Source organism: Trichococcus sp. K1Tr, assembly GCF_028309625.1.
Taxonomy (GTDB): Bacteria; Bacillota; Bacilli; order Lactobacillales; family Aerococcaceae; genus Trichococcus.
The window spans coordinates 659,931-681,894 of the sequence record NZ_JAQMHR010000001.1; the positions used below are offsets into that span (position 1 = coordinate 659,931).

The 21,964-nt window shown below is 46.6% G+C and carries 24 protein-coding genes; 4 read left to right on the forward strand and 20 right to left on the reverse strand.

Translation table 11 applies throughout. The features are described from left to right. Positions 1-30: 30 nt before the first annotated feature. Positions 31-465 (forward strand): GNAT family N-acetyltransferase, encoded by a 435-nt coding sequence (locus PH235_RS03060; RefSeq protein WP_272160971.1) that lies wholly within the window; start codon positions 31-33, stop codon positions 463-465. A gap of 72 nt (positions 466-537) precedes the next feature. Here PH235_RS03060 and mgtE read toward each other — a convergent pair whose 3' ends face one another. The 5 genes from mgtE to PH235_RS03085 form a co-directional block, all read right to left on the reverse strand. Then, entirely contained in the window at positions 538-1,908 is a 1,371-nt protein-coding gene (gene mgtE / locus PH235_RS03065) for a magnesium transporter (protein ID WP_272160972.1), read from the reverse strand. Continuing rightward, positions 1,889-2,818 (reverse strand): RluA family pseudouridine synthase, encoded by a 930-nt coding sequence (locus tag PH235_RS03070; RefSeq protein ID WP_272160973.1) that lies wholly within the window; start codon positions 2,816-2,818, stop codon positions 1,889-1,891. The genes mgtE and PH235_RS03070 overlap by 20 nt, the downstream gene beginning before the upstream one ends. A 261-nt stretch (positions 2,819-3,079) precedes the next feature. After that, complete coding sequence (locus PH235_RS03075) at positions 3,080-4,033, reverse strand: NAD(P)-dependent oxidoreductase (protein ID WP_272160974.1); 954 nt, start codon at positions 4,031-4,033, stop codon at positions 3,080-3,082. A gap of 2 nt (positions 4,034-4,035) precedes the next feature. After that, positions 4,036-4,866: an NAD kinase gene (locus PH235_RS03080; RefSeq protein WP_272160975.1), complete on the reverse strand. Its 831-nt coding sequence runs from the start codon at positions 4,864-4,866 to the stop codon at positions 4,036-4,038. Between the two features lie 32 nt (positions 4,867-4,898). Next, a complete protein-coding gene (locus tag PH235_RS03085; protein ID WP_107995962.1) occupies positions 4,899-5,531 on the reverse strand; it encodes a GTP pyrophosphokinase in 633 nt (210 codons plus the stop codon). Positions 5,532-5,825: 294 nt separating this feature from the next. Between PH235_RS03085 and PH235_RS03090 the strand changes: the two genes are divergently transcribed. Together PH235_RS03090 and PH235_RS03095 are read left to right on the forward strand one after the other, a co-directional pair. After that, the gene (locus PH235_RS03090; protein ID WP_272160976.1) at positions 5,826-6,419 is read left to right on the forward strand and encodes a CYTH domain-containing protein; all 594 of its coding nucleotides are present in this window, start codon (positions 5,826-5,828) and stop codon (positions 6,417-6,419) included. 361 nt (positions 6,420-6,780) lie between these two features. Further along, on the forward strand, positions 6,781-7,479 hold the full coding sequence (locus PH235_RS03095; RefSeq protein ID WP_272160977.1) for a DsbA family protein: 699 nt from the start codon (positions 6,781-6,783) through the stop codon (positions 7,477-7,479). Between the two features lie 80 nt (positions 7,480-7,559). On the opposite strand, the gene pepF is transcribed toward PH235_RS03095, so the two are convergent. From pepF to spxA, 4 genes are all read right to left on the reverse strand, one after another. Next, positions 7,560-9,377 carry an oligoendopeptidase F gene (gene pepF / locus PH235_RS03100; protein ID WP_272160978.1) on the reverse strand — a complete coding sequence of 606 codons (1,818 nt, stop codon included), beginning with the start codon at positions 9,375-9,377 and terminating at the stop codon, positions 7,560-7,562. Between the two features lie 82 nt (positions 9,378-9,459). After that, positions 9,460-10,626 carry a competence protein CoiA gene (locus PH235_RS03105; protein ID WP_272160979.1) on the reverse strand — a complete coding sequence of 389 codons (1,167 nt, stop codon included), beginning with the start codon at positions 10,624-10,626 and terminating at the stop codon, positions 9,460-9,462. Between the two features lie 87 nt (positions 10,627-10,713). Beyond that, positions 10,714-11,376: an adaptor protein MecA gene (locus PH235_RS03110; protein ID WP_234402605.1), complete on the reverse strand. Its 663-nt coding sequence runs from the start codon at positions 11,374-11,376 to the stop codon at positions 10,714-10,716. 218 nt (positions 11,377-11,594) lie between these two features. After that, on the reverse strand, positions 11,595-11,993 hold the full coding sequence (gene spxA / locus PH235_RS03115) for a transcriptional regulator SpxA (protein ID WP_086985466.1): 399 nt from the start codon (positions 11,991-11,993) through the stop codon (positions 11,595-11,597). 389 nt (positions 11,994-12,382) lie between these two features. On the opposite strand from spxA, the gene trpS reads away from it, so the two are divergent. Continuing rightward, positions 12,383-13,375, forward strand: coding sequence for a tryptophan--tRNA ligase (trpS, locus tag PH235_RS03120; protein WP_272160980.1), 993 nt, complete (start codon positions 12,383-12,385; stop codon positions 13,373-13,375). 81 nt (positions 13,376-13,456) lie between these two features. Here the strand turns inward: trpS and PH235_RS03125 are convergent, their stop codons facing one another. The 11 genes from PH235_RS03125 to folE form a co-directional block, all read right to left on the reverse strand. Further along, complete coding sequence (locus PH235_RS03125; RefSeq protein WP_272160981.1) at positions 13,457-14,464, reverse strand: lipoate--protein ligase; 1,008 nt, start codon at positions 14,462-14,464, stop codon at positions 13,457-13,459. A gap of 75 nt (positions 14,465-14,539) precedes the next feature. Then, positions 14,540-15,280, reverse strand: coding sequence for an MBL fold metallo-hydrolase (locus tag PH235_RS03130; protein WP_272160982.1), 741 nt, complete (start codon positions 15,278-15,280; stop codon positions 14,540-14,542). Positions 15,281-15,517: 237 nt separating this feature from the next. Next, positions 15,518-16,948 (reverse strand): protoporphyrinogen oxidase, encoded by a 1,431-nt coding sequence (gene hemG / locus PH235_RS03135; RefSeq protein ID WP_272160983.1) that lies wholly within the window; start codon positions 16,946-16,948, stop codon positions 15,518-15,520. Positions 16,949-17,066: 118 nt separating this feature from the next. After that, positions 17,067-18,152, reverse strand: a complete 1,086-nt coding sequence (locus PH235_RS03140; protein ID WP_272160984.1) for a M42 family metallopeptidase — start codon at positions 18,150-18,152, stop codon at positions 17,067-17,069. Positions 18,153-18,263: 111 nt separating this feature from the next. Beyond that, on the reverse strand, positions 18,264-18,623 hold the full coding sequence (gene rplT, locus PH235_RS03145) for a 50S ribosomal protein L20 (RefSeq protein ID WP_086628381.1): 360 nt from the start codon (positions 18,621-18,623) through the stop codon (positions 18,264-18,266). Between the two features lie 53 nt (positions 18,624-18,676). Then, positions 18,677-18,877: a 50S ribosomal protein L35 gene (gene rpmI / locus PH235_RS03150; protein ID WP_086628382.1), complete on the reverse strand. Its 201-nt coding sequence runs from the start codon at positions 18,875-18,877 to the stop codon at positions 18,677-18,679. Positions 18,878-18,907: 30 nt separating this feature from the next. Next, complete coding sequence (gene infC / locus PH235_RS03155) at positions 18,908-19,411, reverse strand: translation initiation factor IF-3 (protein ID WP_086628383.1); 504 nt, start codon at positions 19,409-19,411, stop codon at positions 18,908-18,910. Between the two features lie 261 nt (positions 19,412-19,672). Continuing rightward, the gene (gene folK, locus PH235_RS03160) at positions 19,673-20,173 is read right to left on the reverse strand and encodes a 2-amino-4-hydroxy-6-hydroxymethyldihydropteridine diphosphokinase (protein ID WP_272160985.1); all 501 of its coding nucleotides are present in this window, start codon (positions 20,171-20,173) and stop codon (positions 19,673-19,675) included. Positions 20,174-20,177: 4 nt separating this feature from the next. Next, complete coding sequence (folB, locus tag PH235_RS03165) at positions 20,178-20,546, reverse strand: dihydroneopterin aldolase (RefSeq protein WP_068559928.1); 369 nt, start codon at positions 20,544-20,546, stop codon at positions 20,178-20,180. After that, positions 20,539-21,372, reverse strand: a complete 834-nt coding sequence (gene folP / locus PH235_RS03170; protein ID WP_272160986.1) for a dihydropteroate synthase — start codon at positions 21,370-21,372, stop codon at positions 20,539-20,541. The genes folB and folP overlap by 8 nt, the downstream gene beginning before the upstream one ends. A gap of 31 nt (positions 21,373-21,403) precedes the next feature. After that, a complete protein-coding gene (gene folE / locus PH235_RS03175; RefSeq protein ID WP_106450871.1) occupies positions 21,404-21,961 on the reverse strand; it encodes a GTP cyclohydrolase I FolE in 558 nt (185 codons plus the stop codon). Positions 21,962-21,964: the final 3 nt, after the last annotated feature.

Below are 21,964 nucleotides of genomic sequence, written 5' to 3' on the forward strand. Positions count from 1 at the left end.
CCAACAAATTTCGAAAGTGAGGAATACGTATTGTTGCATTTTGAATGGACACAAAACTTAAACTCCAAAACCTACAGGGATGCCTTGAACATCCGCAAAGAAGTATTCGTGGAGGAGCAGCAAGTGTCGGTCTCCATAGAAATCGACGATTTGGAAGACAAAACCTTGCACCTCGTCGGATATGAAGAATCCGTTCCTGTTGCTACCGCCCGCATTTATCCGATGGCAAACGGCAAATACAAGGTGCAGCGCGTCGCCATCCGCAAAGCCGTACGAGATAAGAAATACGGCAGCATCCTGATGCAGGAAATCGAAAGGCACGTCCGCGAACTCGGCGGCAAGCACCTGTTTCTCGGAGCCCAGAACCACGCCATCGGTTTTTACGAAAAAGTCGGCTACACCATCTGCGGCGAAGAATACGAAGAAGCCGGCATCCAGCACCACGACATGGATAAAATACTATAGCACTGAGCCAAAAAAAAACAGGCAATGGACACAGCCGAAGCGGCTGCTTGTCCATTGCCTGTTTTTTTGCACCTACATGAGTGTGCTGATAAAATGTTTCGCGATGTTGAAATAGATCAAGACGGAAGTCAAATCGCTGAATGTCGAGATGAACGGTCCGCTTGCGACGGCAGGATCAAAGCCAAGGCGATCCATCAATACCGGAATCAAGCTACCGGCCAGATTCGCCACCGTGATGGCAACCAACATGGAAATGCCGATGATCCCACCCAAAATGAAGTTCTGTTTCCAAACACCGATGACAAGCGCAATCGTGACACCAGTAACCAACCCGGAGATCAGACCGGTCGCCAACTCGGATAAAATAGTACGGAACAAATTTTTCTCCTCATCATCCTGCATGCCGATTTTGCGGACTGCAACGGCAAGCGATTGTGTCCCCGCATTACCGGATGTTCCGGTGATCAAGGTGACAAACACGGAAAGGATCGATGCATCCGAAATCAAACCCTCATATTGGCTGATCAAAGTGGACGTACCCATACCCAAGAATAATAGCGTAATCAACCACGGCAACCGCTTGGATGCAGCCACAAATGGGTTTTCTGATTGCTCCTCAACGTCGACCCCGGCCAAACCGGAGAAGTCACTGACGGCTTCCTCATCGATGACGTCGATGATGTCATCGACGGTGATGATCCCCAGCAATACATTGTTTTCGTCGACTACCGGCACAGCCAGGAAGTCATAGTCCCTGATTTTATGGGCAACATCTTCTTGCCCTTCTTTTACATTCACCGATACGATCCGCTCACTCATGATATCGCTGATCATCATATCTTCATCATTCACGATCAGATCCCTCAAGGAAATGACCCCGACCAGCACATTATCCACATTGACGACGTAGATATAGTAGATCGTTTCCGCATCAGGCGCTTTGCTTTTAAGGATAGCCATCGCGGATCGGACCGTCTGGTTGGCTACGATAGAGACGAATTCCGGCGTCATGATGGCCCCGGCAGTCTCATCCTCATAACTCAATAAGGCACGGATCTCTTTCGCCGCCTCTGTAGGCATCAAGCGCAGATAAAGCCAAATCCGTTCATCCTTCAGTTGCTTCAGCATATCCACCGCATTATCGGCATACATGTTTGCCAACATATCGGCGGCGTATTGATTGTTCATCTCCAAAAGATACTCTTCGATCGACTCTACATCTTCTTCGATGATTTCGAACATGTCTGCCATTTCATTCGCGGAGAGATAATTGTACACCGTTATGCGCTCTTCAGGGGACAACGCCAGATAAATTTGGGCCTGATCATAGAGGTGATAGTCCAAAAAATCGGAACGGAATCTTTCGATATCCTCGCCCTGGAGCGATTCGCGGATTTTCACCAACGCTTCGTCTAGTTCAAATTCATATTGTGGTTCCAACACAGATATCAGCCTCCTTGTCCCTCTGTCTGCTTTCCCACTTGATGAAATCATCCGGCAATGGCGCTTCAATCTTCAAAGGTTCTCCACTGATTGGATGCACAAATGCCAATGACTCGCAATGCAGAGCTTGGCGTAACATGTCTGGGTCAGCTTTCCCACCATAAAGGTCATCCCCAAGCAAAGGCGCACCGATTGAGGTGAAATGCACCCGAATTTGATGGGTCCTGCCCGTATGCAACTTGATTTTCACAGTCTGTCCATCCGGATAGGACTTATCCAACCAGTATTCCGTCAGCGCTTGTTTCCCGTCTTCCCGGACCATTCGCGTTATGATCGAATCCTCTGTCCTGCCGATGGGGGCATCAATAAATCCATGCGTTTCCGTCAGCACTGGCTCGGATAAGACCGCCCGGTACGTTTTGTCGACTTCCTTGTTGCGCAACAGCGTATCCATCAGAGCATGCGCGTATCCATGCCTTGCAAAAAGCATGACCCCGGTCGTATCACGATCCAGACGCGTGACAATATGGATGACTTGGTCCACATAGCCGTGCTGTTGATAGTAGCCTTTCACGCGATTCGCCATGGAAAGACGCGGGTGCACCTTCGATGGGATGGAGGCAGCGCCAAATGGTTTGTTCACAACCAAAAAGTGCTCGTCCTCAAACAAAATGTCCAATGGCATGTCCACCCCGACAGTCGTTTCATGTTCCCCTTCGTCCGGTATGCGAATCATCACTTTATCGCCTTTTTCCAAGGTCGCCAATACCGTTCTTTCCTTGCCGTTCAGCCAGATACAGCCTCCATCGAATTTGATGGTGGCCAACAGACTTTTTGATACGCCCTTGGAACGTAAAAAAGTCTTCATCAGTGTCGTCTCTTCTTTTTCATATATCCAGCTAAAAATCACTTTACACTACCCCTACTCTATACCGAATCTCTGTGTGCGGGCCCGCCGCCTTAGTTTGTTCCAAGCTATTTTAAACTTGGACCAGGTTACCCAACAAACCCAATGATCTTGAAACCTTCAGGCTTTCGCTCGGCAACATACATTCCTATTCTAACCAAAATGAGGGCATTCCACAACTCATGCCCCGTCATCGCGCAAAAAAAAATTGCCCACAAAAAAGGCTGCACCATCTGACTCGCTGGCGCAGCCCTGCTTTATTCGTTAATACTTTTTTTCAAAATCGATCAGGTTGCGGCTTGGTTTGCCGTCTTTTTTGAAACTCACTGCATTTTCTGAAACGACCTCAAACAAATTGTCCCGAAAATGCTCAACTACCCCCGAAAAATGCGGTGTAACCAGTACCTTTTCATGATTCCACAAAGGGCTGGCGGCAGGCAATGGTTCCTCATCGAACACATCCAAAGCCGCATAAGCCACTGTCCCATTGTCCAATGCCTTGATCAGGCTATCGGTGTCCACTGTGGCGCCTCGTCCCACATTCACAAAGAGAACGCCTTTTTTCATGCGCGAGAAAAGGGCATCATCAAAAACGCGGTAGGTTTCATCCGTTTGGGGTAGGATGTCCACGACAACATCCGCAAAGTCGATGACCGTACCGATGTTATCCATTTTGACCGTCACATCCAAACCGGATAGCTCCTTGCCGCTGCGATTGACAGCGATGACCTTCATGCCGAAGGCTTTAGCCAATTCTCCCAGGCGATTACCGATGTGGCCTGCCCCTACGATCATCATCGTCTTGCCTTTCAGCTCCTGGAGCTCCGTGATCTGTTCCCATTTCCGTTGCGGCTGATTCAGGATCGCAGTCCGCAATCCGCGCATATGCGAAAGCAGCACACCGATTACGTATTCAGCTATCGGTTCGCTGTGGATGCCGCTCGCATTCGTCAAATAGATTCCCTTTCTTTCAAAGGTTGCCAACGGAAGACTGTTCACGCCCGCCGAAATCGCTTGGACCCATCTCAATGAAGGCAACTGCCCTTCCTCCAACAGGTTGGTCAATTTGTCATTCCAGCCGACAGTCCACTCGACTGCACTGAACGCTTCTGTTTCCGCGTCATCGGTGACCATCTCGTAATCCGGGTAGAGTTCCTTCAGAGTTTCGATGTGCTGTTCCTTCAAACGCGTCTTCAGCAGCCACTTTTTAATCGCCATATTCACCGCTCCTTTGTCCGTTCGTTCCTGTCGTTTTTCTTTACGCCGATGAATGCATCTTCGACCCGATCCCAGAAATGCGTGTGACGATAGCGCGCAAAATGCACACGCTCCTGGGCAATCCGATAAACCAGTCGCTCGATGCTTCTTTTCTTGAATGTCAAATGATCTACAGACAAAATCAAGCGATCTTCCTTGTGCGGATAGATGACGATCCATTCGTCTTTCGCGATGATCATGGGCGAGCTCAGTGTTCGATAGATGCGGTTATTCACTGATGCCATTTCCGTCAGCTGGATAGCTTCCGTTCGGGGATGGATAACGGCTCCGCCAAGCGATTTGCTGAAACCTGTCGAACCTGTAGGCGTGGAAACACAAAGGCCATCGCCCCGGAATGTCTCGAACAGCTCATCCTTCACGTAGATATCGCAAACCATCGTCCCATCCATTTTCTTCAGACTCGCTTCATTCAAAGCGATGTAGCGGGTTTCTTCCTCCTCGTCCGCATACTTGACGCGGACATCGAGCAAAGGATAGCTGACGCTTTCCCCTTTATCATGCTTAAGGCTTTCGATAAGCTCCGGCAGTTCATAGGTTCGCCAATCTGTATAAAAGCCCAGGTGCCCGGTATGGATCCCCACAAAACGCACTTGGCTCAATTGGTCTTCGTACTTATGGAAAGCTGACAGCAAGGTGCCGTCGCCCCCGATCGACACCACGAGATCCGGATAATCCGTGACAATTTCGATTTTTTCAGAGAGGCACATCTCTTTGAATTTCGCCGCGACCGATAAAGTCTCTGGCGTCTGGTTATGGACCAGTGCAATTTTCATATTTGAACTCCTCTCGATCAACCTTGTCATCTTTATTCTTTTTTATCGGAAAAATAGCGCTGTGCATCCTTGATTTCTTCGCGTATTTCCGACATCTCTTCGTCAAGTCGGAAGGCTGCTTCTGCCGCGCGTATCAGGCGGTCATGCAGTTCTTCCGGATATTCGCCCCGATATTTGTAGTTCAACGAATGTTCGATTGTTGCCCAAAAATTCATGGCCAGTGTCCTGATCTGAATTTCGACAAGTATTTTCTTCTCTTCGAAAATGCGTTGGACCGGATATTCGATCACCATATGGTATGAGCGATAGCCGCTCTCTTTTTTATGTGTAACATAATCCCGTTCTATGATGATCTTAAAGTCTTTTCTTGCCCGCAAAAGGCGCACAACTTCGTGTATGTCCTCTACAAATTGGCACATGATCCGCAGGCCGGCAATATCCTGCACGTCTTGTTCCAGCCTGGTCAGGTCAATGTCCCGGACTTCAGCCTTTTCCAATATGCTTTCCTTCGTCTTGACGCGGCCAGTGATGAATTCAATGGGCGCGTGCGCATTCTCATCGCGGTATTGCTTACGGATTCCCTTCAGCTTAACTTTTAATTCCTCCACCGCTTGTTCGTACGGCGCTAAAAATGAATCCCAGTTTTCAACTTCCTTATTTTCCATAGAACGACACCCTATCATATAGTATATGCTACTTTATTTTATCACAATTATTTATGATTCTATACAATTCTTGTCGAAAAGGACCGAATTCATTTTTCATTCAAATATATACGGTACTCTAGGTGCACCAGCGTCTCTAAATAATCAACTCCACATAACTTATGCTACAATAAGAATAAGATTTCGCATCGCCTGCTGGTCTATACGTTGGTGAACGGACTGTAACGAAGGTTCGAATTTCTGATCAGCAATCCCGACCAAAACGAACCTCATAACCGAAAGGAAGTAATGACGATGAGCCAAAATATTGAAAAAGAATTCAAAAACCTATTGAATAAAGAAGAATACGAAGCGTTGCTTGCTGCCTTCAACCTTGATGAAACAGATCCTGTCAAACAAACAAACGTCTATTTCGATACACCTGATTATAAACTCAAGGGCCTGAACAGCGGACTGCGCATCCGCATGTATGAAGATAAAAGTGAAATCACTTTAAAAACGCCGATTCAGGAAAATGAAAAATTGGAAACAAACGACGATCTGCCTCTTGAAGAAGCAAAAGCTTTGGTCGACTCCCACAAGATGAAAGCGTCGGGAAATGTGGCCGATAAACTGAAGGAGTTAGGCATAGCTATAGAAGATCTTGTGATCATCGGGCAGCTCTCAACCATCCGCTATGAATTTCCCGGGGACAAAGGGACCTACTTCTTGGATAAGAGCTTCTACCAAGATCAAATGGACTACGAATTGGAATTCGAGTCCGAGTCTTTGGAAGAAGGGGCTCTCGCGTTCCAAAGTTTCCTGAAAATTCACGACATCAAGGTCCGTAAAGCGAAACAGAAAATTGAACGCATGCTGGCCTATCCCAATTCGACGACACATCAATAATCGGTGACCAACCACTCCTTTACAGTCAGACCCATTCTCCGGAAATCCAAGCGGAGAATGGGTCTTTTTGCTTCTTTCCTTGCGAGAAAGCAGACAAAAACGTGAAATCCTTCTGTTTAAATCGGATTCTGAACCATACAAGATAAAAAAATCAGTCGATTTAGTTGCAAAATAGTTAATTGTCTCGTAAAATACACCTTGACAATAAAACAAGTGATACTGAACAAGAAAAATGAAGGTCGCAAGGAAGAGCTATGGCCAATCTTCATAAGGCAGCTCTTCGAGAAGCCTTATTGCTACTTGTTTAGGTTTTTTTTTGGTAAACTTAAAGTAAGCAAAATAGGAAAGAGGGAGGGATAAAATGTATAGGTCAAAACAGAATACAACTGATTCTATCTCTTCTCCTCAACAAATTTTTGAGCTTTATCTATTTGTGAACCCGATCGGCTACAAATGCTACCGTACGGAACAAGAAGTCCTGAAATTCATGAGTTCATTGGATGGACCTAAAGTCCACTTCCGTTTCATAACGTTCCATAATTTCAATACCGTCACTCAGTATATGAAGCGATTAAATTTACCGGAAAAAGACTTAACCTTACGCAACCAAATATACAGTTCAATCTATGATGCCTCATTGGCATACAAGGCTGCTTTGATGCAAGGCAAAAAACGCGGCCGCAACTTTTTGCTCCATCTGCAGAAATCACTTGCGGACGGCAAAACCGTCTACTCAAATGAATTACTGGCGGAAGTGGCAGCCAAAGCCAAACTGGATGTCGACATGTTCTTTGAGGACAAAGAATCGCCTTTCGTAAAAAGCAGCTATGAAGCAGATCAGCATATCGCACAAGAGATGAACATCAAAACGAATCCGTCGCTTGTCATCTTTGATAATCTGAATTATCAGTACGGCCTTTTGTTGGAGGACAACATCACTGCCGAGGTACTTCATGAAGTGATCAAAGATTGCTCGGTTGCATGCGAACGGAAGAGTGCCAACATGAAAAAAACGAATATTACGACAATCGGAAAAAACTACCTACGCATCACACACTGATGCTAAAAAGCTTCGTGGTCCATTGAGGATCACGAAGCTTTTTTTATAACGTGCTCATTTATTAAAGGTGCTTTTTTTGATTAAGCTTGTTGTGCTGCGATCAATTGTTCCAGTTCATTCAGACGTTCCTCGAACACTTTCATAGCATCCTCGATGTAAGCGGACTGGGTCATATCCACGCCTGCTTTTTTCATCACTTCAATCGGATAGTCGCTGTTTCCTGCTTTCAGATAGGAAAGGTACTTCTCCAGCGCGCCCTCTTCACCCTCCACGATGCGTTTTGCCAATGCCGTTGCAGCCGAAAAGCCAGTAGCGTATTGGTAAACGTAATAATTATAGTAGAAATGCGGGATGCGGGTCCATTCGATGCCGATCTCAGGGTCCTTTTCGACGGTCGGACCATAATATTTGGCATTCAGTTCTGCATAATAGGAAGTCATGAAATCTTGCGTCAACGGAACACCTGCCAAGGCTTGCTGATGGATGTAGTGCTCAAATTCAGCAAATTGGGTTTGACGGAAGATCGTCCCCTTAAAGCCATCCAGGTAATGATTCAAAATATAGATGCGGACTTTGGGATCGGTCTGTGTCTTCAGCAAGTAATCAGTCAGAATGTTTTCGTTCGTCGTCGAAGCGATTTCGGCCAGAAAGATCGAATAATCTCCGTACACATAAGGCTGATTCTTTCTCGTCAGATAGCTGTGCACACTATGACCCAATTCATGGACCAAGGTATACAGTTGATTCAATGAATCTTGCCAATTCATCAGGATATACGGATTCGTGTCATAGGCGCCGGAAGAATAAGCTCCGCTGCGTTTGCCTTCATTCTCAAGCCAGTCGATCCAGCGGTTGCCGAATGCTTCCTGGAGGATAGCCAGATAATCTTCTCCCAGTGGCTGAAGTCCTTTCAAGGTTTCTTCCGTCGCAGCCTCGATGCTGTATTTGATCGGCGCTTCCCCTGTCAACGGCGTATACATATCGTACATATGCAACTCTTCGACACCCAACAACTCCTTGCGCAAGTCCACATAGCGATGCAACAAAGGCAGGTGCTCATTGACTACCTGGAGCAACGTATCATAAACCGCTTCCGGAATGTGATTGTTTGCCAACGCCGCTGCACGGGCGGATTCATATTTATGCACTTTGGCTTTGTAATTGTGCGCCTTCACGTTCGTGGACAAAGTGGTCGCAAACGTATTTTTCAGCCCCTCATACGTTTGGTAGAGCGCCTTGAAGGCCCCTTCGCGCACTTCCCGATCCGGACTTTCCATCAACTGCCCATACAAACCGTGAGTCAGTTGGACATCTTGGCCCTCCTCGTTCTTGACTGTCGGGAAGGTGATGTCTGCGTTATTGAGAACCGAGAAAGTTTTGCTTGGCGCAGCAAAAATTTCCCCAGCCCCCGCCAACAGCTCTTCTTCTCTGGCGGACAGGACATGCTCACGAGCAGAGGTTAGGCTATCCAACAGATGCGCATACGGCTGTAACTGCTCGTTTTCTGCCAAGTATTTCTCCAGCTCGTCCTCCGGAATCTCCAATATTTCCGGTTCGAACCAAGAAGTCGCTTCACTGACGCTCGTCAAGATCGATATGGCTTTGTCGTGCAGATTTTGGTAAAGGTTATCTGCGGTATCCTGATCATTCTTCAGATGGGAGTAAACATAGACCCGTTCCAATTTCTGGTTGATCTTGAGGACTTCTTCAATCCCTTTCAGCAAAGATTGACTGCTTGAGCCGATGGATCCTTGCAAGGCCTTCACGAACGGCACTGCACCCGCTAATTCGTCCAACGCTTTCTCGAAAGCTTCATCTGTCGCAAAGATCGCTGTCAAATCCCATGTGGAAGTCTCCGGGACATCCGCTCTCTTCAGTCGTTTTTGTGTGTTTGTCATGCGGTTTCCCCCTCTAATTTCTCAATAGTATAATTTTATCATACCTTGGGACCGAAAGGATACTGGCAAGAATATACAGGTTCTAACCCAAGCAAGAATGATGAATATCCGATTTTCCTTCCAAAGGCGCGGAAAGCAGGACCCATTCTTCCCTACCGATAGCTGCGGCATGCCCATCCTCGACCAGACGCATCATGAATTGGAGCAACGGTTCCCATAGATTCGCCTCATCAACTTCCTTCGACGTCCTTATCCGGATCAAGTTCATGCTTATGGATTTTGACAGCCAACCAAGCAGCTGCTTTTTTGTGAGCGGCTTTGCCGTTTCCGGATCGCTAAAATCCCGGATAAGATAGTACCGCCAGATGTAGGCCGGTGTGCGGATGCCTAATGTTCGGCAAGGCAATTCGAACAGGAATGCCGGCAAATGATAAAGGTCCTTCCGATCGAGATAGACCGCCAACAGAAATTTCCGGTGCTCCGGGTCGGTGCGGTACCGCAACAGATTGATATCCTTCGCCTGCATATGTTTGCGGTCAACGGTTCTCCCGGCAGAAGGCGGCAGCAAATCGTCGCAACCGGGTAAGCAACCTTTTCTGTAAAGACTTTCTAAAGTAGCAACTTTAAGGTCATCCACCGGAATCGCCGTCTTCACAAAATGAAACCGGTCATCACTGCCCAACTTGAGGTGGTGATGGATGGCCATTTCTTCCGTCTGGGTATCCAGAATACCGATCCAACTTCCAAGTGCGACGGAATGCTTCAAGAATTGATAGATGGACTGCGTCATTTTCATGCCACCCGGTTGATAGTTCATCCCGCAAATCCACCATACTTCGTAGCCGAATCGTTGGTATCCCTGTGTCCGCGCCAACAAATCGGCAGGAGAAATCGGACTGCATTGGTACTCCACGGCGATTTTCTTTCCATCCGCAAGAACAAGCAGGAGATCCGGACGCTGCTGCAATTCCGGCAGCCAACACTCCAACATGACTTCAAAGCCTTCACTCTTGAACTTCTCAAAAAGCAACTGCTTCCCTTTCAGGTGGGGAAGCGTTTCGCCTTCCGAAAAAACGGCGCAATCCGAATGTTGGTGGTGGGCAAAATGAGCGATCATGATGTTTCCTTTTTTCAGCACCAACTTTCCCTTGCAGGCCGGGCAATAATATTCTTCACCATTCTTGTCTTTTTCTTTTGAGGCTTGGTAAGCCTGAACCAATTCCCCATTAGCATTTCTAGCGATCAGCATAAGCAACCGCCCTTTCTGTCTCTTTCCCATAATATCCGCGAATGGACAAGAAAAAATCCGACCCTTTTCGGGGTCGGATCAGATTAATTATTTAAAGTAGTGTCTGGCTGATTCCAATGCGTTGTCTTGGATGACCAACTTACCGTATTCGCCCAATATCTCAACAGCTATATCAGATTCCTCCGCAAACTCCAAGGCCTTCAAAATTTCATTGTCGATATTCGTTTCCGTCATCTCATCTATGAAGTAGACAACCGTCAAATAATATTGATTATCATAATAGTAAAGTGAAGATACGCCACTCTCCAAAAACATCCGTTTCGCCAGCTCCAAGAAGTCATCAAAACTCTGGAATTTAAATACGACTTCCAAAGGTGCCATATCATCTTCTTCAGATTCAGCATCCGTTTTATCGCGTGCGTTGAAACTCTTTGTCTGTTTTTTGATGTAATCCACTACATGCTCCAATTGATTGGAGCCATTCGCCATGTCGAAGTCGTCTTCATTATTCATCCCTTTACTGATGAACAACTCTAACCCATTCCCATTAGGCAGCACTTGGAAAGTAATTGCATCTGATTCATGAAATTGATTATCAACATCGACTTCCTCGAGGATGCTGTAAAAAAAGCTCTCGATTTGCTTTTGATTTCCTAATAAATCCAGAAAAGTGATGCCTCTTTCCTCTAAATCAGAATTCTCAATCAAAACGCGAATTGTGTTTTCGTTGATGTTTTCCATTTCCATCATGCTTCACCCCACTTTTCTTTCCCTATTTTTCTTATACCCATTGTAAATCAAATCGCAAAAATGTAAAGACAAAAGCACAAAATCTTTCAACTTCTCATTTGTTTTCTCATCTGAGCGTTGCTTTCCTGTCAAAATGCTAAAGTTTAGTGGTCAAAAAAGACAAGTACAGCCGTTTGTCCGGTGCACTTGTCTGCCATATGCTGTTTAATTGCTTTTGACTAGAAGTTTGCCAATCTTTGCGCTTTTTGTAATTCCAACGCGCGGACTTCCCTCGGCAAGAAACGACGGATTTCGTCTTCGTTGTATCCCACTTGCAAACGTTTCTCGTCCAGAATGATTGGACGACGCAATAGGCCGGGATTATCCTCGATCAAAGTGAATAATGTATTTAAAGGTAATTCGTCTAAGTCGATGTTCAGTTCTTGGAATGCTTTGGATCGAGTTGAAATAATTTCCTCAGTGCCTTCTTCAGTCATTTTCAGGATGCTTTTGATTTCAATTTCTGTCAAAGGTTCGGAGAATATATTCCTTTCAGTATAAGGGATGTTATTGTCTTCTAGCCATGCACGTGCCTTACGACATGAGGTACAACTTGGGGAAGTATATAATGTTACCATCTCTGATCTCTCCTTTATTCGTAAGTTTTATTTGTGAACCACTTACAACTATTATTATAAACCAAGCCACGCACAATAGCTATCCTTTTTTTTAGGGTTCTACAAACTTCTGTCACATTTACGACACATTCTCACTTTTTAATAGTCAGTAAATAGTTTGTGAAAACCTTATTTAACGGCGTTTTCGCCTAACGTATCTCAATTCCGAAATTTTACAATTTATAATAAATATCGTTTGATAATTATTTTTTTCCGAATTCAGTCTAAATTTTAAAAACGCTTCCATTGCCTCCGCAATCATCCGACTTTGTGCACCAGAATTAAATCGTGAATACAAACCCGATTTGCGTTATAATGAAAAGTGACGTACTTAAACTAGGAGGCTTTCTATGAAAAAGAAAATATTTTCCGGCGTTCAGCCCAGCGGTATCCCGACAATCGGGAACTATATCGGAGCGATGAAACAATTCGTGCAGCGTCAAGAAGAGTATGACTGTACCTACTGCATCGTAAATCAGCATGCGATAACTGTTCCACAAGATCCAGCCACTTTGACCGAACGGACACGTGGTTTAGCGGCTCTTTATTTAGCGCTGGGAATCGATCCTAACAAATCGACAATCTTCATCCAATCGGAAGTCCCTGCCCATGCTCAAGCTGCTTGGATTGTCCAATGCAACACTTACCTGGGCGAATTGGAGCGAATGACCCAATTCAAAGATAAATCATCCAAACAAGAGACGGTTTCGGCCGGATTGCTGACCTACCCACCTTTGATGGTAGCGGATATCGTCCTCTACAATACGGATTTCGTCCCTGTAGGCGAAGATCAGAAGCAGCACATGGAATTGACAAGGGATTTTGTGCAGCGTTTCAACAACAAGTATGGAAAAGGCAAAAAAATCCTCTCCATGCCGGAACCGATGATTCCCGAAGACGGCGGACGGATCATGAGCATCCAGGATCCCACCAGCAAAATGAGCAAATCCGACAAGAACACAAAAGGATACATTTCCTTGCTGGATGAGCCAAAAGTAATCCGCAAAAAAATCAAGAGTGCTGTCACCGACTCAAGCGGCATCATTGAATACGATAAAGAAAACAAGCCTGGCATCTCGAACTTATTGACGATCTTCTCAGCCTTTACCGATCGCTCAATCGATGACTTGGTCAACGAATTCGCCGGCTCGGGCTACGGCAATTTCAAAGAAAAATTAGCCGATGCCATCATCGCTGAATTGGAACCGATGCAGAATCGCTATTACGAATTATTGAGTTCCAAAGAATTGGATGACATTTTGGATGCAGGCGCAAAACAAGCGAATGCAATTGCCTCCGAAACCCTGAAACGCATGGAAACAGCAATCGGCCTCCACAGATAGACTATAAAAGCTGAACGAGTTGGTTTAGCCCTAAATATGTAAAAGAGAAGCTCCGCTAATTGCGGGGCTTCTCTTTCTTTATCAGTACAATTCTTCAAGCAATTCTTCCGCTGTCACATTGCCAAAATATTTTTTGATGTCAAGTTCATTCAATTTAGCCAGGATATCCTCTTTGGCATATTTGACGCCGATAAAAGCATCCTCAACATCTTTGATTTCTCCCAGTCCAAAGAAATCTCCAAAAACCTTCAGCTGTTGGATATGGCCATCCTCCACGTTCATGCGGACTTCAATGGACCCGATCGGAAAACGATGATGTTTTTGGATCTCGAATTTAGGTGATTTACCGTAATTCCAATCCCAGTTGCCGAAGTACTCCTCGCGGATTTCATATACGCGTTTCCAATCTTCCTCGGTCAAATGGTACTCTTTTACTTCTTCACGCGTTTCGACATCAAAAATCGACAACAACATCAAATCTCGGAATTCTTCCGTAGTCAGGTTTTGATAAGCCTCATCAATAAAAGGTTTGATGTTGGTCACGCGGCTGCGGATCGACTTGATGCCTTTCGATTCGATTTTCTCTTTGCGTGGTTTCAATGCGCCGGTTACGGCATCCAGATCAGAGTCGAATAGGATCGTCCCATGGGCGGTCATTCTTCCGTTTGTCGCATACATGGCATTCCCCGAGAATTTTTTCTCTCCGATTACCAAATCGTTTCTGCCTTTTAATTCAGCTTCTTTGACGCCTACGCTGTGCAAAAAGGAAATGACCGGCTTTGTGAATTTTCCGAAATCGCGGAATGAATCACCGTCATCCTTCGTGATGAAGCAGAAAGAGAAGTTCCCCAGATCGTGGTACACTGCGCCGCCACCGGACATGCGGCGGACGATGTGTATCTTATTCGCTTCGACATAATCCGCATTGATTTCTTCGATCGTATTCTGATTGCGGCCGATGATGATCGACGGCTCATTGATATAGAACAATAGGATTGGCTCGTCCAAGATTTTTTCCTTCAATAAAAATGTCTCCAAGGCAATGTTTACGCTGGGATCCAACTGTCCTTGATTATCCACAAAATACATAAGTTATTCCTCTCCCATTCTTCATTCGATTTGTTTTTTCGTACTGTTTCGCTTCGTTCTGGTTGATGGACGCGATCAGATTGTGATGATCCGGTCCTTTTCGGCAAGCGTGACGGACACGGACGGTGCAGTCTCTTTCGCTTGATCCAGCAGCACCGATAGCTCGCCTTTTTGAGGCAAATGCGTCAGGATCAGCTGTTTGACTGCCGCTTCTTCAGCTATCGCTCCGACTTCGCCTGCAGTCATATGCGCATGGTGACGCTCATTGCCATTGAACAAGTTCGCATCAGCCAAGAACAGGTCAGCCGCCTTCACAAAAGGCACAAATGCCGCCAAATAGGCTGAATCCGCACCGAATACAAAGACTTTCCCTGTGGCGATCTCTTCGATCCGCAATGCATAGCACGGAACCGGATGGATGGTTTTTAAAAATTGGATCCGGAATGGCCCCAATTCCAACGTTTCCTCTGGCGCATAGGCAATCCCTTCACTCACTCCCGTCATCTCCAACAAGCGGAAGAATTCCGATTCAGTATGACCATAGATCGGCAGTATTCTTTTTGACTTGCCTGCTGCAGGCTCTTTCAGCTGAAAAGTATATTGCAGGACACCCAAGTCCGCAATATGGTCCGCGTGATAGTGCGTCAGGATGACCGCATCCAAATCCAACGGGTCCAGATGATGCTCCAGCGACAACAAAGCATTGCTGCCTACGTCGATCAATAGTCTGAAATCATCGGATGTCAGCAAATAAGCTGTCGTACCGACATCTTTTGTGGGGTAGCCGCCCATGCAGCCCAAAATAGTCAATTCCATTAAACGTCCTCCAATCCAATATCTGATAAGCAAAGAATCCTATCCAGATTATATCATGCCTCAAGCCATCCTCAACGGTAAACTCTTTCACGGCAACGAAAAGAAACAGTTTTAACAATAAATAATAACAGTTCGATATCATTGGATTCATTATAGCACCAAACAAAAACAAACACTATATGAAATTAAAAACAGTCCGCCATTATCTGCAAACACACAGATAGGCGGACTGTCCCATTACGCATTCGGACTGTCATTATTTTCCATTTTTTTCATGTAACGGATCGCCTCATCAGCCAAGCGTTTCCCCTCGATAACGGCATTTTCCATGCCATAACCGGTGATCCCGTTCCCCCCGACAAAAATGCCTTTTTTTGCATACTCTTGACGGGCTGGATAGCCTGCAGCCAGCATCTCTTGCCGTTGCTGCAGACTGAAATGGGGCACAGCCTTTTCCCAGCGATAAAAATTGGACTGCAAAGGGTCCTCGCTCAAAGCCAAAATTTCCTTCACTTCATTTTTGATGATATCCATCACAAGATCATCGGCTAATTCTATCAATGTTTCTTCCAGGCGTCTGCCGAATTCCACAAGCACGTAATAATAGTCCGCTTGTTCAAACCGCGGCCATTTGTTGTTCAAAACGACAAGCTTGGTGCTATGGAAGGAACTCCTCCGCGGAATCACAAATCCCTGCCCTTCAGGAAGGTTTTTGACTGCCTTTTTATTTATTTTGAAGAAAACGGTGCCGACACTTGTGCTTTGGGCTTTCGGGAAAGCAATCTCGTTGGAGAACCCCTCCAAAAACCCAAGGGATTCCTGGGGGTTTGTTGTGACGACAACACACCCTGCCCGCATGGATTCACGTCCGTTCAATTCAAGCAATAGCAGTTCTTCTGACACAGTGTTCAACGACTTCACTTTCTGATTCAGGTACAGATGGCCTTCCGTATGTTGGGCCAGACGTTTGGTTAAAGTCGCCAAGCCTTCCTTGAAGCTATACTCCTGGCCGGACCCATCGGCATAGCGCATCAGCTGATCTTTTTTGTGCTTGCCGATATGCGCCTTCCCGTAGATGGTCACCAGATTTTCATCGAATAATTTTATCGGCATGAGTTCCATGGAGCCATAGACGTTATCCGGATAGTAGGGCTCAGCCATATAATCGACCACTTCCCGTCCCAAACGGAATTCCAAAAAGTTGTCGGTTGAATACTCTGGGTTTTCATGCAGGCTTTTGGACAGAAAAACGCTGTTCATGAATGCCCGTAGCTTTGCATCCAGGGTCAGTCCATTGGCCTGCCAAATATCGTTTAGAAAAAGCGGCATGCCGTGGTAGGTTGGCATAACGTCATCAATGACCGCATTTCCATCGAACAGCACCAGTTTGCCTCCAGAGCTGAATTGTTTTTCATTTTCTAAGCCCAACTCCTGCAGAAAACCGGAAATATCCGTCCGTCTCGAATCGAAAGCCGATGCTCCAACATCAATCGCATACCCGTCCATATCAATCGTGTGGATCATGCCGCCGACAGAGGATCGATCCTCCAGAACGACATATTCAAACGGGAGGTTTTGTTCCCGGATGGCTTTATCGATCTCATAAGCGGCCGTCAAACCTCTCAGACCGCCGCCGATGATCGCGATACGTCTTTTCATCTTCTCCATCCTTCCATCCCCTCCTCTCGCTTTCTTGATCCCCACTTTATCATTATCTATATCTTACTCTATCCATCAACGAAAATATGTGGATACTTTTCGACAGATATTCATGCTGCTCTTGTTTTTATACGTTTTCGCGGATCTGTTTGACCGTATCGGCATCCAGGCGTTTGACTAATTCCGTGACCAATTTGACTGCATTCAGATAGTCATCTTCATGGATCATGGACGTGTGCGAATGCAGATAACGCACCGGCACCGTGATTGCAAAGGAGGGAATGCCATCCAAACTCTGATGCTGGGCGCCTGCATCCGTGCCGCCGCCCGTAATGACTGTGTACTGGAATGGAATTTCGCATTCTTCGGCAACGCCGACGATGAAGTCGCGCAAGCCACGATGCGGGATCATCGACGCATCATAAATCAATAATTGCGGCCCTTTTCCTAATTCGGAATCCGCTTCTTGAGGCGTCATTCCCGGGGTATCCCCGGCTGTGCCTGTGTCCAAGGCGAACGCGATGTCCGGACGGATCATATGCGTGGCCGTCTTCGCGCCGCGCAGACCTACTTCCTCCTGGACATTCCCGCCGCTGAAAATCACATTCGGGTGCCCGGTTTTGGCGACATTTTCCAACACTTTGAGCGCAACGGCCAGTCCGATGCGGTTATCCCAAGCCTTCGCCAAAAGGAATTTGGAATCGTTCATGCGTTTGAAGGAAATGTAAGGCGTAATCATATCGCCGGGCTTGATGCCCCATTCCGCCACCTGTTCTTTCGAAGAAGCACCGATATCGATGAACATATCTTTGATTTCGTAAGGCTTTTTGCGTGCTTCCGGCGTCAGGACATGCGGCGGTTTGCAGCCGATGACCCCGTGGCAGCGCTCGCCTTTCGAGGTGGTGATCTCCACTTGCTGGGCAAGCATGACCTGATTCCACCAGCCTCCCAAAGTTTGGAATTTGATGAAGCCCTTCTCGGTTATGCTCGTGACCATGAACCCCACTTCATCCAAGTGCCCCGCCAACAAAATGGTCGGCCCCTCTTCCGTGCCTGTATGTTTGGCAAAAAGGCCGCCCAATCCGTCCTGCGAAAAGCTTTCGGCAAAAGGTTCGGCATAGCGCCTGAAGACTTCGCGGACCTCGCCTTCATTACCCGGAACGCCTCTAGCGTCCGTCATATCGATCAGCATCTGTAATTCTTTCTCTTCCAAAATGATACCCCCATTGATTTACTGACATAATATAAGTATAGCATTTACTCTAAGAAAAATAAAAAATCGCCGCACTCCCAGTCAAAGACCGGAGAGGCAACGATTCAAAAATTATTTAGCTAATGCAGCTTTAGCTTGCTCAGCTACTGCAGTGAAAGCTGCAGCGTCTGTAACAGCCAAGTCAGCCAACATTTTGCGGTTCATTTCGATACCAGCAAGTTTCAATCCGTGGATCAAAGTGCTGTAGCTCATGCCGTTGATGCGAGCAGCCGCGTTGATACGAGTGACCCATAATCTACGGAAGTCACGTTTCTTTTGACGACGGTCTCTGTAAGCATAAGTATAAGATTTCATTACTTGTTCTTTAGCTGTTTTGAATAATGTATGTTTTGAACCGTAATAACCTTTAGATAATTTAATAATCTTTTTGCGGCGTTTACGGGTTACTGTCCCACCTTTTACACGTGGCATAGTGATTTCCTCCTTATTAGAACCAAAGTTCTATCTTGTATTGTTGTTTAGAATTATTTCATTTGTGATAATTGTTGGCTGATGCGTTTCATATCAGATGCGCTAACCATTGAAGCTTGACGCAATTGACGTCTTTGTTTCTTCGTTTTTCCGTGGAATCTATGGCTTGTAAAAGCGCTCCAACGTTTTAGTCCGCCGTTACCAGTTCTTTTGAAACGTTTAGCTGAACCACGGTGAGTTTTTTGTTTTGGCATTTGTCTTTCCTCCTAAATTAAGTTACAAATTTATTTATCGGCTTTGGGCGCCAACATCAAGAACATGCTTCTTCCGTCCATTTTAGGATGAGATTCAATCGTCGAAACGTCAGTAAGCTCAGATGCAAGGCGATCAAGGACCCTTTGTCCGATTTCTTTGTGGGTGATCGCACGTCCTTTGAATCGGATGGATGCTTTCACTTTGTCACCTTTTTCTAAGAATTTGCGAGCATTCCGCATTTTCGTTTGAAAATCATTTTCGTCGATGGAAGGACTCAAGCGCACTTCTTTAAGGCTTACCACTTTTTGGTTTTTACGGGCTTCACGTTCACGTTTTTGTTGATCGAAACGGAACTTGCCGTAATCCATAATACGGGCAACGGGCGGGTTTGCATTTGGCGATACCAAAACTAAATCTAAATTTGCTGCTTCTGCAATCTGCAATGCATCACTTTTCGATTTGACTCCTAGTTGCTCGCCGTCACTACCGATAATGCGTAGCTCGCGGGCACGGATGCCGTCGTTAACCATCATATCTTTTGCTATGGTCGTTCACCTCCATGATATTTGAGAGAAAGAACGCAGAAAAAAGTCGGCGGGTCATACTACCCCGCCGACAATACTCGCATTGCTGCAAGTTACTTGTACATATCTGGCCCAGGGACGCAATTGTCCACTTAGGCGAGAAGCGGGTGCCTCTGCTTAATTTCTCAACTTTTATAGTATACCTTGTTTAAATGAAAACGTCAAGCGCATTTCTCTGAAAATATTCAATTTCAACATACGTTCAGACATTCAGGATTCCGGTGCGTATTTCCAGATTTCTTCGAGATCATTCGCTGGCAATTCCGCCACTAATGCATTGACGGTCTTGTTCCATTCCGGAACGACATACTCCGGATTCAGTTCCTGCAGCGGCAACAGCACGAAGGCGCGCTCCTGCATCCTTGGATGCGGCACGGTGAGCCGTTCTTCTTTGATACTCTCCACTCCGTACAAAACGATGTCGACGTCCAAGGTGCGCGGACCGAAGCGGATGGTCCGCACCCTTCCGAGTTCCTGCTCGATGCTTTGGCAGCTGTCCAGCAAATCCAATGGCAGCAGATCCGTTTCCGCTTCGAATACTAGGTTCAGGAAATCCGGTTGGTCGAGGTAGCCGACCGGTTTCGACTCATAAATGGATGATACGCGCTGTACTTCCACATCCGGCAAGGACCGGAAGAGCTCCAAAGCTTTTGCGAGATGGGCCCCGCGCGGTTCCAGATTCGTGCCTAAGGCGATGTACACGACAGGCATGCGCTTAGCTCCCTTCCCTTTCGCGGTAGATTTCAACCGCAACGGAATCATAATGGCCGACGATCGGCGGATCCGGTTTGATCACTTTCACTTGGCAAGCCTGTAGCCCGTCGAAGCGCGCAAACAAAGCGATGGCGATATGCTCCGCCAAAGCTTCGATCAGGTTGAAGTTTTCGCCCTCCACTACCGCTTTGACGGCCTTGTAGGCATGTCCGTAATGGATCGAATCCTCCATTTTGTCGCTGTAGCCGGCTTTTTTTGTATCGGTGTGCAGCACAACATCAACGTTGAAGCGTTGTCCCAACACCTTTTCTTCTGCATTCAATCCATGAAAGGCATAGAATTGCAGATTATTCAAATAGATTTTATCCAATCGGGCTCTCTCCTTTTTTCAACATGATATCCATCATCCGTGCCATTTCCGCATTGGCCTTCACATTGTGCACGCGGAACAGCTGGGCGCCGTTCACGATGCCCAAAGCAGTCGTTGCGGCTGTCCCCAGATCGCGCTCCTTGAAAGGGATATCCCCCAGAGCCGTTCCGATGAATCGTTTGCGGGACGTTCCCAAGAGCACTGGGTACCCTAACTCCGTAAAGCGTTTCAGATGATGGACTACATTCAGATTGTCTTCATAGGTTTTTCCGAATCCGCAGCCGGGATCCAGGATGATGTTTTCCCTTTTGACGCCTGCGGACACTGCAATCCGCACGCTCTCCGCCAAGTCAGCCAGCATATCTTCGATCAAAAAGGCATAATCCGGTTTTTCCCGATTGTGCATCAAAATGATCGGCACATCAAATGCCGCCGCCACCGCTGCGATTTCGGGATCGTACTTGCAGCCCCAGATATCGTTTATGATATCGATGCCGGCTTCACAAGCCGCGCGGGCAACCGCCGACTTGTAGGTGTCGATTGAAAGCGGCACATGGACTGCCTTTTTGAGCGCTTCAATGATCGGTACCACCCGGGCAATTTCCTCTTCATCAGAGATCTGGGTGTGGCCTGGGCGGGTGGATTCCCCGCCGATGTCGATGATATCGGCGCCATCCGCAACCATTTCGATAGCGTGGGCGACGGCTTTTTCGACCGTGTTCCACTCCCCTCCGTCGGAAAACGAATCGGGGGTCACATTCAGTATCCCCATGATGTAGCTGCGCTGTGACAGGTCATATATTTTCGTCTTCGTCGTTAATTTCAAAATCCAATCTCCTCATCAGCGGGTAATTTTTCTACAGTTTGATCAATTCCAACACTTCGCTTCTGGATTTGAATGATTGTTTGAATGCGCCACGGACTGCGGATGTCACAGTCTTGCTGCCCGGTTTTTTCACGCCCCGCATCGTCATGCACATATGCTCGGCTTCCAAAACCACCATGACTCCCTGCGGTTGCAAATGCTCCATCAGGATATCCGCAACCGTCGTCGTGATCCGTTCCTGGATCTGCGGTTTTTTGCTGACCTCATCCAGGATACGCGCCAGCTTGCTCAAGCCGATCACCTGTCCATCTTTCGGCATATAAGCGATATGGCCTACCCCGAAAAACGGAACCAGATGATGTTCGCAAGTGGAATAAAAAGGAATGTCCTTCACTAATACAATTTCGTCGGTGTCTTCATGGAAGACCACCTTAGCATGATCGGCTGGATCTTTCTCGACACCGGAAAAAATTTCCGCATACATGCGCGCCACCCGCTTCGGTGTATCCTGCAATCCTGAGCGGTTCGGATCTTCCCCGATCGCCTCCAAAATCATTTGGACGGCGGTTTCTATCTTCTCTAAATCCATTTT